General features: G+C 64.6%; 12 protein-coding genes. 8 read left to right on the top strand and 4 right to left on the bottom strand.

The features are described from left to right. Nucleotides 1-150: 150 nt before the first annotated feature. Nucleotides 151-1,566, top strand: coding sequence for an acetyl-CoA carboxylase biotin carboxylase subunit (locus CSAL_RS07925; RefSeq protein WP_011506854.1), 1,416 nt, complete (start codon nt 151-153; stop codon nt 1,564-1,566). 11 nt (nt 1,567-1,577) lie between these two features. After that, nucleotides 1,578-3,392 (top strand): sodium-extruding oxaloacetate decarboxylase subunit alpha, encoded by a 1,815-nt coding sequence (oadA, locus tag CSAL_RS07930; protein WP_011506855.1) that lies wholly within the window; start codon nt 1,578-1,580, stop codon nt 3,390-3,392. An 84-nt stretch (nt 3,393-3,476) separates the two neighbouring features. Here oadA and CSAL_RS07935 read toward each other — a convergent pair whose 3' ends face one another. The 3 genes from CSAL_RS07935 to pyk form a co-directional block, all read right to left on the bottom strand. Then, nucleotides 3,477-5,648 (bottom strand): DUF3141 domain-containing protein, encoded by a 2,172-nt coding sequence (locus CSAL_RS07935; protein ID WP_011506856.1) that lies wholly within the window; start codon nt 5,646-5,648, stop codon nt 3,477-3,479. Between the two features lie 117 nt (nt 5,649-5,765). Beyond that, entirely contained in the window at nt 5,766-6,245 is a 480-nt protein-coding gene (locus CSAL_RS07940; protein WP_011506857.1) for a methylglyoxal synthase, read from the bottom strand. Then, a complete protein-coding gene (pyk, locus tag CSAL_RS07945) occupies nt 6,238-7,707 on the bottom strand; it encodes a pyruvate kinase (RefSeq protein ID WP_011506858.1) in 1,470 nt (489 codons plus the stop codon). Before pyk ends, CSAL_RS07940 begins: the two co-directional genes overlap by 8 nt. A 420-nt stretch (nt 7,708-8,127) precedes the next feature. Here pyk and topA point away from each other — a divergent pair, with 420 nt between their 5' ends. From topA to CSAL_RS07975, 6 genes are all read left to right on the top strand, one after another. Continuing rightward, nucleotides 8,128-10,761: a type I DNA topoisomerase gene (topA, locus tag CSAL_RS07950; protein ID WP_011506859.1), complete on the top strand. Its 2,634-nt coding sequence runs from the start codon at nt 8,128-8,130 to the stop codon at nt 10,759-10,761. Then, entirely contained in the window at nt 10,758-11,219 is a 462-nt protein-coding gene (locus CSAL_RS07955) for a DUF6586 family protein (RefSeq protein ID WP_011506860.1), read from the top strand. The genes topA and CSAL_RS07955 overlap by 4 nt, the downstream gene beginning before the upstream one ends. 98 nt (nt 11,220-11,317) lie before the next feature. Further along, the gene (locus CSAL_RS07960; RefSeq protein WP_011506861.1) at nt 11,318-11,557 is read left to right on the top strand and encodes a hypothetical protein; all 240 of its coding nucleotides are present in this window, start codon (nt 11,318-11,320) and stop codon (nt 11,555-11,557) included. Nucleotides 11,558-11,747: 190 nt separating this feature from the next. Then, complete coding sequence (locus tag CSAL_RS07965; RefSeq protein WP_035409980.1) at nt 11,748-12,863, top strand: cobalamin-independent methionine synthase II family protein; 1,116 nt, start codon at nt 11,748-11,750, stop codon at nt 12,861-12,863. A 417-nt stretch (nt 12,864-13,280) separates the two neighbouring features. Then, the gene (locus CSAL_RS07970; RefSeq protein ID WP_011506863.1) at nt 13,281-13,544 is read left to right on the top strand and encodes an Lpp/OprI family alanine-zipper lipoprotein; all 264 of its coding nucleotides are present in this window, start codon (nt 13,281-13,283) and stop codon (nt 13,542-13,544) included. A gap of 147 nt (nt 13,545-13,691) precedes the next feature. Further along, the gene (locus CSAL_RS07975; RefSeq protein WP_011506864.1) at nt 13,692-14,330 is read left to right on the top strand and encodes a L,D-transpeptidase family protein; all 639 of its coding nucleotides are present in this window, start codon (nt 13,692-13,694) and stop codon (nt 14,328-14,330) included. On the opposite strand, the gene CSAL_RS07980 is transcribed toward CSAL_RS07975, so the two are convergent. Continuing rightward, complete coding sequence (locus CSAL_RS07980) at nt 14,300-15,463, bottom strand: L,D-transpeptidase family protein (RefSeq protein WP_011506865.1); 1,164 nt, start codon at nt 15,461-15,463, stop codon at nt 14,300-14,302. The two genes, CSAL_RS07975 and CSAL_RS07980, sit on opposite strands and share 31 nt — an antisense overlap. Nucleotides 15,464-15,521: the final 58 nt, after the last annotated feature.

Raw genomic sequence — 15,521 nt, forward strand, 5'->3', positions numbered from 1 at the left:
GCTCAAGATGCTCATTTACACCCCGTAAACTCCGCTCTTTCGCCGATTTTTGCCTTGTCTTGCCTTCGCTCGTCGACTTTTCGTACAAACCCTAAACGGACGCCACGCTAATCGTCGATTAGCAGGGCGCCTGAAACCGGAGGGCAGACGGTGTTCAAGAAACTTCTCATCGCCAATCGTGGCGAAATCGCTGTACGCATTGTACGCGCCTGCGCCGAAATGGGCATCCGGTCGGTGGCGATCTACACCGAGCCCGACCGCTTCGCGCTGCACGTCAAGCGCGCCGACGAGGCGCATTTCGTGGGCGAGGACCCCTTGGCGGGATACCTCGATCCGCGGCGCATCGTCGACCTGGCCCGCGAGACGGGCTGTGACGCGATTCACCCCGGCTACGGCTTCCTCTCGGAGAATGCCGATTTCGCACGCATCTGCGAAGACGCCGGCCTGGCCTTCGTGGGGCCGGACGCCAGCGTGATCGCGCGGATGGGCGACAAGACGGCGGCGCGCGCCGCGATGCGCGACGCCGGCGTGCCGGTGACGCCGGGCTCGGACGGCAATCTCGAGACCTGTGCCGAGGCCTTGGCACTGGCCGACACCATCGGCTATCCGGTCATGCTCAAGGCCACCTCCGGTGGCGGGGGGCGCGGCATTCGCCGTTGCGACACCCCGGCCCAGCTCGAGCAGGCCTGGGAGCGCGTGATTTCCGAAGCGACCAAGGCATTCGGCAGTGCCGACGTGTTCATGGAGAAATGCGTCGTCGAGCCGCATCACATCGAGGTGCAGATCCTTGCCGACAGCGTCGGTAACGTCATCCACCTCTTCGAGCGCGACTGCTCGATCCAGCGCCGCAATCAGAAGCTCATCGAGATCGCGCCCAGCCCTCAGCTGACGCCCGAACAACGGGCCTACGTCGGCGAGATGGCGGTTCGCGCGGCCAGCGCGGTGGGCTACGAAAACGCCGGTACCGTGGAGTTCCTCGTCAAGGGCAACGAGGTCTACTTCATGGAAATGAATACCCGAGTGCAAGTCGAGCACACCATTTCCGAGGCGATCACCGGCGTGGATATCGTGCGCGAGCAGCTGCGCATCGCCGCCGGCCTGAAGCTGGCCTACCGCCAGGAGGACATCCGTCATCACGGTTATGCGATCCAGTTCCGCATCAATGCCGAGGATCCCAAGAACGATTTCCTGCCGTCGTTCGGACGCATCACGCGTTATTACGCTCCCGGAGGGCCGGGGGTGCGCACCGATACCGCGATCTACACCGGCTATACGATCCCGCCGTATTTCGACTCCATGTGCTTGAAGCTGATCGTGTGGGGCATGAGCTGGGAAGAAACCCTCGATCGCGGCATCCGGGCCCTCAACGACATGCGTCTGCAAGGCGTCAAGACGACCGCGCCCTATTACCAGGAGATTCTGCGCCACCCCGATTTTCGCAGCGGGCATTTTGATACCGGTTTCGTGCCGGGACATCCCGAATTGCTCAATTACTCGGTCAAGCGCAATCCCGAGGAAGTCGCCCTGGCCATTGCCGCCGCCATCGCCGCCCACGCCGGTCTTTAAGGAGATACCTCATGAATGCCGTGTCATCTTCCCAGGTCAAAATCACCGATGTCGTGCTGCGCGACGGCCACCAGTCCTTGATCGCCACGCGCCTGCGCACCGAGGACATGCTGCCCGCCTGTGCCAAGCTGGATGCGATCGGCTATCACTCGCTCGAGGTATGGGGCGGTGCGACCTTCGATGCCTGCGTGCGCTTTCTCAAGGAAGATCCCTGGGAGCGCCTGCGCGCCTTCAAGGAGGCGATGCCCAACACGCCGCTGCAGATGTTGCTGCGCGGGCAGAACCTGCTGGGGTATCGGCATTACGCCGATGACGTCGTCGAGCGTTTCGTCGCCCGGTCGGCGGACAACGGCGTCGATGTCTTCCGCGTCTTCGATGCGCTCAACGACCTGCGCAACCTGGAAACCGCCATGCGTGCGGTCAAGGCCAGCGGCAAGCACGCCCAGGGCACGATCTGCTATACGGTGAGCCCGGTGCATACCCTGGCGATGTACGTGGATCAGGCCAAGCGACTGGTCGACATGGGCGCCGATTCGATCGCCATCAAGGACATGGCGGGGCTGCTGACGCCGTATGCCACGAGCGAGCTGGTGGCCGCCCTGGTCGAGGCCGTTGAGGTGCCGGTTCACCTGCATGCCCATGCCACCTCTGGATTGGCGCCGCTTTGCCATCTCAAGGCGGTCGAGGCGGGCTGCCGACACATCGATACCTGCATCTCGGCATTCGCCGGGGGGACCAGTCATCCCTCGACCGAATCCATGGTCGCCGCCTTCCAGGGCACCGAGTACGACAGCGGCCTGGACCTCGAGGCCCTCAAGGACATCGGTGACTATTTCCGCGGCGTGCGACAGAAGTATGCCGCCTTCGAAAGCGAGTTCACCCGCGAGGACGTCTCGGTACAGATCAACCAGGTACCGGGCGGCATGATGTCCAACCTCGCCAATCAGCTCAAGGAGCAGAACGCGCTTTCCAAGATCCGCGACGTGTTCGACGAGATTCCGCGGGTGCGCGCCGATCTCGGCTATCCGCCCCTGGTCACGCCGACCTCGCAGATCGTCGGTACCCAGGCCGTGATGAACGTTCTCACCGGCGAGCGCTACAAGACCATCACCAACGAAGTGAAGCGTTATCTGCAGGGTGGGTACGGCCATCCGCCGGCGGCGGTGGATGCCGACGTGCGCCGTCAGGCCATCGGCAACTCGCCGGTGGAGGAAGGGCGCCCCGCGGATCGGCTGTCTCCCGAGATGACGCGTCTGACGAAGGAGGTCGGCGAGCTGGCGGACAGCGAGGAAGACGTGCTGACCTTCGCCATGTTCCCCGAGCTGGGACGTGATTACCTCCAGGGACGGCGCGACGGTACGCTGGTCACGGAGCCGATACCCGCCGCCGCCGCCGGCGATGCCAATCGGCCGGTCACCGAAGGGGTGCCCACCGAGTTCGTGATCGACGTGCACGGGGAGTCCTATGAAGTGCAGATCACCGGGGTCGGCGGCAACAGCGGTGGCAAGCGTCAGGTGTATCTGACGCTCGACGGCATGCCGGAGGAGGTCGTCTTCGAGGCCAAGGATGCCTTCGTCGGCGGCGAGACCTCGGGGCGTGCGCGTGCTTCGCAGCCCGGCCACGTCACCACTTCCATGCCCGGCAACATCGTCGATGTGCTGGTCGCCGAGGGGGATCGCGTCGAGGAAGGCCAGGCGGTCTTGATCACCGAGGCGATGAAGATGGAGACCGAGGTGCAGGCGCGGGTCGCGGGGACCGTCGAGGCGGTACACGTCGCCAAGGGCGACCGTGTCACGCCGGGCGAGGTACTGGTCGAGATCGCCTGATCCGCTGCCGCCGCGAGCGCTTCGCCCCGCCATCCGCGATGTTTCCCCGTCGGGAAGCGTTCGCGGTGGCGGGGCGATGTCGTGCTAGGCCGCCGCTCGCGCAAAGAGGGCCTTGACGCGCGCGAAGCGGATGCGCACTTGTTCGCTCTGCGGCCCGCTGGCATCGAGGATATGCGTGATATGGGCCAGATGGGCCTCGATGTCGGTGTCGCCGTCGCGGCGAATCAGCGTGGGCAGCGCCTCGAGCGCGGCACGCACGTCGAGCTTGAGGATGAAGAACTGTTCGCGCACCAGCATCTTGAAGTGATGCAGGTCCAGGCTCTTGCCGAGCTCCTCGCGGGTTGCCTTGAGGCGTTGGAAGTTGCGCTCGTCGGTCGTCGGCGCGCCGCCCAGGATATAGATCAGGGCGCGGACGATGGCCTCGCGCACGCCACCCACGGTGATACGCTCGCGCAGGGCGTCGCGGCGCATCTGCAGGAACTGGCGGTGTTCGGGCAGGCGCCCCGGGTGCGGGCGTGTGCGTGCCTGGTCCGGGCCGATACCGGCCAAGGCCTGCAGCCAGGGTTGCCCGTAGATATCCAGGAACAGGCGCTCGCCGGTGCGGTCACGCCATTCGCCATAGGCCTTGAGGCCGTTCTCGATGACGCTTGCCAGCATGCCTTCCCATTGGCGAAGGGGGTTGTCGTCGGCGAGAGGTTGCCGGTGGCGGCGGATGTGCTCGGCGAACACGGGAATGGGCGCGATCAGCGGATTGCGATCGGAGAGCAGCTTGTAGCCCAGGCGGATCGGGTGCAGCCGGCGTATCCAGCGCCCGGCTTCGGGCGTCATGAGGAGTTGCATCCAGGGCTGGGCGTAGTGCTGATAGAGTGCCAGGCCGCTTTCCGACAGGCGGGCCACGGTGGCGAAGCGGCGTTCGTCGTCTTCACGCGGTTGCACCAGGGGCTGGAGATCGTCGACCCCGCGTGGCCGAAATTCGAGCAGATAGTCGCCGTCGGTCGTCTCCGCACCGTCGCGCGCGGTGATGGCCGTTTCGTAGAGGCCCGGCGGCAGGACGTCGATATAGTCCATGTTGGCGGTGAATTCGGCATGTTCGCGGCGCGAGATGCTGCCCGACACGAAGATGCCCAGGTGGCCGGTCGAGTCGTGGACGCAATACACGATGGTCTGTTCGTTGGCGACGATGTCTTCGACGCCGTCGTACAGGTCGGAGATCCAGCCCAGCGCCTGGGGCGGCGGGGTGATGTTGTCGCCCTGCGAACAGAACACCACGATGGGCGAGCGCACGTTGCGCAGATCGATGCGGCGCCCGTCACGGGTGATCAACTGAGCCGTGCTCAGGCGATTGCCGATGAAGAGGTTGTCCACGATGTACTGGATTTCCTGGGCATTGAGCACGATATGGCCGCCCCACCAGCGTTCGAATTGCAGATAGCGCGCGCTCTCGTCATCGACATCGGCATACAGCCGGTACTGCTTGGCCCAGAGCGTGTTGGCGGGGTTGAGGCGTTCGAAGTTCTGTACCAGCCAGGCGCCATCGAACAGGCCGGCGCCCAGATCGCCGGCAAGCGCGGTCAGCCAGCTGCCGCCCAGCAGCCCGCCCGTGTAGCGCATGGGATAGCGCCCGCGTTCTCCGGCCCAGTAGGACAGCGGAGCGCCGGCGATCAGGATCGGGCCGAAGGCGTCGGGGGCCAAGGCGGCGGCCATCATCAGCTGCCAGCCTGCCTGGCAGTTGCCGATCACCACGGGCTTCTCGCCGGCATGGCGTGCTCCCACCTCGCGCAGGAAGGCGATCTCGGCGTCGACCACGTCCTCGACGTGCTGGCCCGGCATCGGAAACGGCAGAAAGCCGATGAAATAGCAGGGATGACCGGCGCGCATGGCAACGCCGATTTCACTGTCCGGCTTGAAGCCGCCGATACCGGGCCCGTGGCCGGCACGCGGATCGACCACCACGAACGGGCGTTTGAGCGGGTCCAGCGTCACGCCCTCCGGCGGCAGGATGCGCATCAGTTCATAGTTGACGGGGTGCGGCAGATCGCGGCCGTCGATCAGGACCTCGGCGTCGAAGCCCAGGACATTGGGCCTGGTCTGCGCCATGTGCTCGAGATATTGATTGCCGCGCTGGCGCATGACGTCCCAGTACAGCACGCTGCGTTCGAAGGTGTCCTGCCAATAGGCTTGGGTGGCCCGCATCAGGCCGAAGGGATCGAGGACGGGGCTGGCGGCGTCCAGCCAAGCGGCTTGCATGGGAAACATGGGGGCGCTCCTGGTCGCGAATTGCTGCACTGCAATATTCAGCGTAACCCGAAAACGCCCCCTTGGCATGTGAAATCGCCGCATGCCGGTCGGTTCCGGCATGCGGCGCATTGCGGCTCAGGGATCGCGGCGCGTGGCGAGCCAGTCATTGGCATCCGGCACGTTCACCGTGACCTCCTGCGCGACCAGCGGGGAGGTGATGATGAAGTCGGCGCTGGCGGCGTTGGTCGCCACCGGAAGGTTCCACAGTGCGGCGAGGCGGAGCAGGGCCTTGACGTCCGGATCGTGGGGCATGGGAGCGAAGGGGTCCCAGAAAAACACCAGCATGTCCAGGCGGCTCTCGGTGATGCGCGCCCCGATCTGCTGATCGCCCCCCAGGGGGCCGCTCATCAGCCCATGTACCTCCAGACCGAGCGTTTCGGCGACGCGCTGAGCGGTCGTGCCGGTTCCCACCAGGTCATGACGGGCCAGCGTGTCGCGCCAGCGCTCCGCCCACGCCAGCAGTTCCGCCTTCTTGCCGTCATGGGCGATCAGCGCAATGCGCTTGCGTGCCGGCAGCGTGCGCGTGGCTTGCCGACGAGGCCGTTGCTCAGTCAATGTCGTCGCCTACCTGGATGATCTTCATGGTGTTGGTGCCGCCGTGGGCGTTCATGTGATCGCCGCGGGTCAGAATGACGTGATCGCCCTGCTTGGCGATGCCCAGCGATACCAGACGATCGACTGCGTGCCGGTTGAAGGCGGTGGGGGGCATGCCCTGGGTGTCGAAGGGCAGCGAGACCACGCCACGGTAGAGGGCCATGCGGCGCTGGGCGATGGCGGTGTGCGCCAGGGCGACGATGGGCAGCCCGGAGCGGATGCGCGAGGCGATGAGCGGCGTGTAGCCGGTCGCGGTCATGCACACGATGGCGGACACGCCGGCCAGATGGTTGGCGGCATACATCGCCGAGAGCGCCACGGTTTCATCGACCCGCGTAAAGCCTTCGTGGATGCGGTGCTGGGATTGTTGCGCGGCGCGCTCGCGCTCGGCGCCCAGACAAAGACGCTCCATGGCCTTGATGGTTTCCACGGGGTAGTCGCCGGCGGCGGTTTCGGCGGACAGCATGACCGCGTCGGTGCCGTCGAGGACCGCATTGGCGACGTCGAACACCTCGGCGCGGGTGGGCAGCGGCGAGTCGATCATCGACTCCATCATCTGCGTTGCGGTGATCACGACCTTGTTAAGGCTGCGCGCATGCTGAATGATGCGCTTCTGCACCCCGATCAGCTGCGCATCGCCGATTTCCACGCCCAGGTCGCCGCGCGCCACCATGACCGCCTCGCTGGCGCGAATGATGTCGTCCAGGGTGTCGTTGTCGGCCACCGCCTCGGCGCGCTCGATCTTGGCGACCAGGCCGATATGGCTGCCGGCTTCACCGAGCAGGTCGCGTGCCAGGCGCATGTCGTCGCCATGCCGCGGGAAGGAGACGGCGAGATAGTCGACGCCGATATCGATGGCGGTCTGAAGGTCCTCGCGATCCTTGTCGGTCAAGGCGGCCGCGGACAGACCACCGCCTTGCTTGTTGATGCCCTTGTTGTTGGAAAGCTTGCCGCCGACCTTGACCGTGGTGTGGATGGCCGGTGCATCGACGCGCTCGACCTGCAGTTCCAGCCGCCCGTCGTCGAGCAGCAGCACATCGCCGGGCGCGACGTCGTCGGCCAGGTCCTTGTAGTCGCAGCCGACCCGGTTCGCGTCGCCGGCATCGCGCTCCAGGGAAACGTCGATGATGAAGGGCTGTCCCTGCTCGAGGGTGACGGCGCCTTCCTGGAAGCGTGCGATGCGGATCTTGGGGCCTTGCAGATCGCCCAGCGCGGCAACGGTGCGGCCGGCGCGTTCGGCGGCTTCACGCACCGCGAGCAGCCGCCGGCGATGGTCGTCGGCGGAGCCGTGGGAGAAGTTGAGTCGTACCACGTCGACGCCTGCGGCGATCATGGCATCCAGGACACCTTCGCGATCGCTGGCGGGCCCCAGCGTCGCGACGATCTTGGTGCGGCGAATCGGACCGTGAAACGCATTCTGCATGGAATTCTCCTTGGCCTCGTGAAAATAGGGGACGGCTCTCGGCACGCCATGTGGTTATTTTACTACATTGTGCCTCATCGACTCGACAGGCGCGATGCGACCGGGCAGTCATCTGCAGGTTATCACCTTTTATATGACAGGCACGTCATGCCATCGGCTCGTGAATAGCGTGGATGACGACGCCGGCATGCGCCATCGTTCATCCGCAGCGCTGGGCTTGCCGACGGCAAGCAATGCCGACTAGTGTTTTGCTGGCTGGCTCGGTAAACACGGGCGACTGTCCGGCTCCAGAGGCCATGTCGCAACATACTGGCGCGCAACGAGGCGCTAAGGTAGGGTAGGCGCATTTTTCGCCGGGCGGTTCCCGGCCACGACATTACTGCCGGCGCCATGCGGCGTCGGCCATTCGAGTGGAGCGTTATGGGTAAGTCACTGGTCATCGTGGAGTCGCCGGCCAAGGCCAAGACGATCAACAAGTATCTCGGCAACGATTTCGTCGTGAAATCGAGCGTGGGACACATCCGTGACTTGCCGACGAGCGGATCCGGCAAGAACGCAACCGATCCCAAGGAGCGGGCACGCCAGGCGGCGGCGACACGCAAGATGTCGCCCGACGAGAAGGCCGTCTACAAGAAGCAGAAACACTGGAACCAGCTCGTGCGCCGCATGGGGATCGACCCCGAGCACGGCTGGGAAGCCAACTACGAAGTGCTGCCGGGCAAGGAGAAGGTCGTCGCCGAGCTCAAGAAGCTCGCCGAGAAGGCCGATGCCGTCTATCTCGCGACCGACCTTGACCGCGAGGGGGAGGCGATCGCCTGGCACTTGCAGGAGACCATCGGCGGCGATGCCTCGCGCTATCGGCGGGTGGTCTTCAACGAGATCACCAAGAACGCCATTCAGGAGGCCTTCAAGACGCCGGGCGACCTCGACCTGTCCCGGGTCGAGGCCCAGCAGGCGCGTCGTTTCCTGGACCGGGTGGTGGGCTTCATGCTCTCGCCGCTGTTGTGGAGCAAGATCGCTCGTGGCCTGTCGGCGGGGCGCGTGCAGTCGGTGGCGGTGCGTCTGATCGTCGAGCGTGAGCGCGAAATTCGCGCCTTCGTGCCGGAGGAGTTCTGGGACGTTCACGCCGACCTCCTGCCCGCCTCGGGCGAGGACACTCCCATCCGGTTCGAGGTGGCGCGTCACCAGGGCAAGGCGTTCCGCCCGACGTCCGAGCAGGAAACGCTCGAGCGCATCGCGCCGCTGCGCGACGCAGCGCTGACGATCACCGAGCGCGAGACCAAGCCGACGCGCTCCAAGCCCAACGCTCCCTTCATTACCTCGACGCTGCAGCAGGCCGCCAGCGGTCGGCTGGGCTTTTCGGTGAAGAAGACCATGACCCTGGCGCAGCGTCTCTACGAGGCGGGGTACATCACCTACATGCGTACCGATTCCACCAACCTGTCCCAGGATGCGGTGGAAAGTGCGCGTGCCTTCATCGGCGAGCGCTTCGGCCAGTCCTATCTGCCCGACGCTCCCAATCGCTACGCCAGCAAGGATGGCGCTCAGGAAGCGCACGAGGCGATCCGTCCCACCGAGGTGACGCAGGCCGGCGACGACCTGGCGGTGGAGCGCGACGCCCAGCGCTTGTACGAATTGATCTGGCGCCAGTTCGTGGCCTGCCAGATGGTGCCGGCGGAGTATCTGGCGACGACCTTGACCATCGAGGCCGAGGGCTTCGAGCTCAAGGCGCGCGGCCGCGTGCTCAAGTTCGATGGCTACACGCGGGTGATGAAGCCTGCGGGCAAGAAAGAGGAAGACCAGTCGCTCCCCGACCTCGAGGAAGGGGCCGAGATGACCTTGCAGGCGCTCGATCCGCAGCAGCACTTCACCAAGCCGGCTCCCCGCTATACCGAGGCGAGCCTGGTCAAGGAACTGGAAAAGCGCGGGATCGGGCGTCCGTCGACCTATGCGTCGATCATTTCCACGATCCAGGACCGTGGCTACGTCAAGCTGGAAAATCGCCGCTTCTACGCCGAAAAACTCGGCGATATCGTTACCGATCGCCTCGCCGAGTCGTTCAGCGATCTCATGGATTATGGCTTCACGGCGCGCATGGAAGACCATCTCGACGAGATCGCCGCCGGCAATCGTGAATGGCGCGAGTTGCTGGATGCCTTCTACGCCGAGTTCAAGGCCAAGCTGGAGCATGCCGAGGCCGAGGAGGGCATGCGTCCCAATCAGCCGGTGCCCACGGATATCGACTGTCCCACCTGCGGTCGCAAGATGCAGATCCGCACGGCCTCCACGGGCGTTTTCCTGGGCTGCTCGGGGTATAACCTGCCGCCCAAGGAGCGCTGCAAGACGACCATCGACCTCATTGCCGGTGACGAAGCGGTGGCGGCCGACGCCGACGAGGAAGCGGAAACCGAAGCGCTGCGTGCCAAGCGGCGTTGCCCGGAGTGCGGTACTGCCATGGACAGCTACCTGATCGACGAGACCCGCAAGCTGCATATCTGCGGCAACAGCCCGGATTGCAGCGGGTACGAGATCGAGCAGGGAAAATTCCGCATCAAGGGCTATGACGGGCCCACCATCGAATGCGACAAGTGCGGCAGCGAGATGCAGCTCAAGTCGGGACGTTTCGGCAAGTACTTCGGCTGCACCAACGAGAACTGCAAGAACACGCGCAAGTTGCTGCGCAATGGCGAGGTCGCGCCGCCCAAGATGGATCCGATCCCGATGCCCGAGCTGGCCTGCCAGAAGGTCGAGGACCATTACGTGTTGCGCGATGGCGCCAGCGGCCTGTTCCTGGCTGCGAGCCAGTTTCCCAAGAACCGGGAAACGCGTGCGCCACTGGTCAAGGAGCTCAAGGCGCATCGCGACGAGTTGCCCGAGAAATATCATTTTCTGCTCGACGCGCCGAGCGAGGACCCTGATGGCCGCGACGCCCAGATCCGCTTCTCGCGCAAGACCAAGCGCCAGTACGTGATGAGCGAGCGCGACGGCAAGGCGAGCGGGTGGCGCGCCGAGTACGAGGATGGCCAATGGCGAGTCGAGGATAAGCGCAAATGACACCGCGCGGGCGGACCAATCAACTGCTGTATCACGCCGAGCTGCTGCTCGGCGCCGAGGTCAAGGACGACGAGCACGCCGCTGCCCGTTGCATGGCCCATGAAGAGGGCGCCCTGGCCACGCTGGAGATGGCGCTCAACGCGGCGCTGCGCGAGTTGACCGAGCACGCCCAACTGCCGCGCCACGACTGGCGGGAGCTGTTGAGCGACGGCGGTCCGGCGCTGGCCGCGCTCGTGCAGATGCGTGAGCTGGCGCGGCGCGACGACAGCTGGCTGGCGGTGCTGCTGACCAGGCTCGACGAGCTGCACGCTGTGGATGGGGCGGCGCGTCGCCATGGCGGCACTGAGGGTCTGATCGCGACCGCCCAGGACGGGGCCCTCTCCGATCAGCTCGATACATGCCTTCGCGCGTTCAAGGCGCAGCTCGCTCAATGGCGCGAGACCAGCGAGGAGTGGTGACGCCGTGCGCCGGCGGTGGTATCCTAGGGGCAATGAAAAGAAACGACCATGGCGATCGCCTTGGTCGTTTTTTATTGGTGCAAACGGGAGAATGTAGCGTGTCCGATACCGCGATTCTGGAAATCGTCGAGCTTGCCGACGGCGAAGTCGTGCTCCGTCCCTCTGAAAGCGACGGCGAACCGCTGGTCAGCATCCGCTTCTCGGAGGAGGCGCTGGACCTGTTGCGCCAGAGCCGCTTCGAGGTGGCGCGCCAGATGATCGATCATGCGATCACTCGGACCCGTCTCTGGGACGGCGAGGAAGAAGAGACGCCGGAGGCGCCCGAGACGGTGCACTGAGGCGACACAAGACGCCGAGGGGCTTTCCCTGCTTCGACGACGCCTGGTTCCCTTGCAGGGGACCGGGCGTTATCGTGTCGGTGGTCATGAACGTCATTCATGATCACTTGAGGAATATGCAGTGGTCATGCCGCGTCTTGCCCGGCAAAGTGAGCGCCCTAACCATCGAGCCCAAGAGTCGAGAATCGCTATGAGCCAGTATCAGCCTCCTTTCCGTGCCGACACCGTCGGTAGCCTGTTGCGCAGCGAGGAACTCAAGCAGGCACGGCGCCGATTTCACGACGGCGAGACCGATTATGCCGCGTTGCGCGCGGTCGAGGATTCGGAAATCCGCCGTGTCGTCGCCAAGCAGGAGGCGCTGGGCCTCAAGGCGGTGACCGACGGCGAGTTTCGTCGCGCCTGGTGGCACTTCGACTTTCTCGAGGACCTCAAGGGCGTGGAAGGCTACAACGCGGAGCAGGGCATTCAGTTCCAAGGACGTCAGACCCAGGCCCGTGCCGTGCGGGTGACCGACAAGCTGGGCTTCGACCCGGCTCACCCCATGCTCGACCACTTCCGCTTCCTGGCGGGCACGGTCGACAAGGCGACCCCCAAGATGACGCTGCCGAGTCCCAGCGTGCTGCACTTCCGTGGCGGTCGCCGCAATATCGACAGCAGCGTCTATCCCTCCCTGGATGCCTTCTTCGCCGATCTGGCCGACACCTACCGCGACGTGGTCGCGCATTTCCACGCGGCGGGCTGTCGCTATCTGCAGCTCGACGACACGGTCTGGGCCTATCTCTGCTCCGACAAGGAACTGGCGGCGGCACGCGAGCGGGGCGAGGATGCCGATCGACTGCAGCATATCTACGCCGAGGTGCTCAATCACGCCCTGGCGGGACGGCCCGATGATCTGCATGTCAGCCTGCACGTCTGCCGTGGCAACTTCCGCTCCACCTGGATCAGCGAAGGGGGCTACGAGCCGGTAGCCGAGACGCTGCTGGGGCGTGTCGATGTCGATGCCTATTTCCTCGAATACGATACCGAGCGTGCGGGCGGTTTCGAGCCGTTGCGCTTCCTGCCCGAGGGACACAAGCAGGCGGTGCTGGGGCTGATCACCAGCAAGAGCGGCGAGCTGGAGCCGGCCGATACCGTGAGCGCGCGGATCGCCGAGGCGTCGCGCCATGCACCGCTGTCACAGCTGTGCCTCAGCCCGCAGTGCGGTTTCGCCTCCACCGAGGAAGGCAACCTGCTCAGCGAGGCCCAGCAGTGGGACAAGCTGCGCCACGTCGTGGATATCGCCAACGCCGTATGGCAGGACGACTGACGTCCTCGTCATCACGCCGCGCATGAGAGTCTCGGCCCTGCATGTCCGCATGCAGGGTCTTTTCATGGTGGCTCTGCGCGTGGCAGATGCCGCATGACATCGGCGGGGCCGTGTCGCCAGTAAGCGAGGGGGAAACGTCAAGACGTCGCGATTCTTCCGACCTGTCGTGTAACGACACATTATCGCTGCCTGGCGGGTAAAATGACGCAAATCGGCATCATGGGTGTGGCATTTTGGCGACGAATGATCGTCTCTGGATCGCCTTGTCATGGGCAGCGTGGGAAAATTTAACGCCTCGCAGGCAATTGATATTGGCGATATTAGTGGTATTCGTATTATCCTGTGAGCGGTACATGAGGGACCTGATGTATCAGGGCTTCATCACCACACACAGAAAGGCTTTCAAGGAGAACGCAGATGTTGTCCAACAGCAAGAACACGCTCAAGCTTCTAGTCGCCGCCGGCTCTCTGGCCGTGTTGGCTGGTTGTGCTTCCAACCAGGAGCAGATGAAGAGCGATATCGATCAGGCGCAGGCCGATGCGGCTGAAGCCAAGAGCATGTCTCAGCAGGCCATGAACGCTGCCGAGCAGGCTCAGCGTGACGCGCAGGCCGCTCTCGAAGCGACTCAGCGCAACCGTGCCGAAATGGATCGCATGTTCGAGCGCTCCATGCGCAAGTGATGCGTAGGTAGCATTGGCTGGCGTTTCGACGCTCGGTCATGGAAAGGGCCCCGCTTCGGCGGGGCCCTTTTCGTTGGGGGCGGGGATGACGTCCCCGGGGGCTTTCGGTGTACGCTAGCGCCTTGTCACGATCACTCGGAGTGGATAATGAGGCGATGGACGCGTGTCCTGGGAACGGCCCTGGGCGTGGTTTTCCTGTTGGCGTGGAACATGCCGTCGGCGATGGCGGCGGATGACGAGATCTGGGTGCTGATCGATGACCGCGAGGCGACGCTGGACATCTATCGCGGCGATACGCGCATCGAGCGGTTCGAGCCGGTGTCGCTGGGACGGGGCGGCACGGCACGCGTGCGCAAGCAAGGCAGCAACATGACGCCGACGGGGGAGTTCCACATCAATCGGATCAACCGCGAGAGCAAGTTCAATATCTTCTTGGGGCTGGACTATCCCAAGCTCGAGACCGCGCGGGAAGCGATGCGGGCCGGGCTGATGTCACCCGCGGAGTACGCCGATTTCCAGGACGCTTACTATCGCAATGGCGCCCCCCCTCAGGACACGGTGCTGGGGGGCTACATCGGCATTCACGGGTTGGGCGCCAGCGACCCCGACATTCACCGGCGCTTTCATTGGACGGAAGGCTGCGTGGCGGTCACCAATCCTCAAATCGAGGAGCTGACCCGGCTGGTGTCGATCGGCACACGCGTGGTGATCCGGGGAGACGACGATGCGCCGATCGCTTCCTTGCATGACAAGCCTCAGCTCGACTCGAGCACCTCGACCGACTGATACAGCAGGGTCGGTGGCGTCGGCAGGGCGTCATACAGGCTGCCCGGGAGCGGAATGCGCGGTGCCGCCGGCTCCGGCTCGACATTGAGTGCCACCGGCGCGCCGGCGGGAATCAGGACCGCCTCGGCGAGCCGCTTGTGGTCGACCTCGGTGTCGATCTCGTGACGCGCGAGTGTCGCCACGAGCGCCTCGTCGGCATCGAGCATGCGCTTGAGCACCGGTGAGCGCCGGTCTTCCTCCAGCAACGGGAACGACTGCACGTACAGGGTATCGTCGCGCCAGCCGAATTTGGTCGGCTCGCTGACGAGATTGACCTTGGTGCCCACGGGCAGTTGACCAAAAAGATGTTCCACGTCTTCCGGGAACATGCGAATGCAGCCATGCGTCACGCGCATGCCGACACCTTGCGGGCGATTGGTGCCGTGGATCAGGTACCCCGGCAGGCCCAGGCGCATCTTGTATTTGCCGAGCGGGTTGTCGGGGCCAGGGGGGACGACGTCGGGCAGCTCACGACCGTCTGCCGCGTGTTCCTCGATGATCGACTGCGGTGGATACCAGGGCGGATTTTCCTGCTTGGCGGTGATGCGGGTTTCCCCCAGGGGAGTCGACCAGTCCATGCGGCCCACGCTGATCGCGTAGGTTTCCACGCGCTGCGGTTCTCCTTCCTTGCGGGGCGGATAATAGTACAAGCGCATTTCGGGAATGTTGACGACCACGCCCTCGTAGGGCGTGTCCGGCAGGATGAAACGGGTCGGCACCACCACCTCGGTGCCGGCGCCGGGGTACCAGACGCTGACGTCAGGATTGGCGCGGCGCATTTCTTCGTATCCGATGCCGTAATGACGCCCGATGTCGAGCAGCGTGTCTTCCTTCTCGGCCTCGATGATCCGCTTCTTGCCCACGATGTTGCTGTCGTCGGCGATCGTGAAGCGAGTCACGCGCTGGTCATGCGGCTTGGACGAACTCTGCGGCAGATTCGCCGTCTCCGGGTCGATGACGGGACCGGGAGCGGCAGGTGTCGCCGTGTCCGGGTCGATGACGGGTCCGGGAGCGGACTCGGCCAACGCCGCGGTGCTGAGGGAGAGCAGCGGGGCCAGCAGGAAGGGCGAAAGGCCTCGAAAAGTAACCGGCATGGATATGGACTCTTTATCGTTCAGGCAAGTGGCATGTGCCACGGTCATCTGCATTCTG

The sequence above is a fragment of the Chromohalobacter israelensis DSM 3043 genome, from assembly GCF_000055785.1.
In the GTDB taxonomy this organism is placed as follows: Bacteria; Pseudomonadota; Gammaproteobacteria; order Pseudomonadales; family Halomonadaceae; genus Chromohalobacter; species Chromohalobacter israelensis.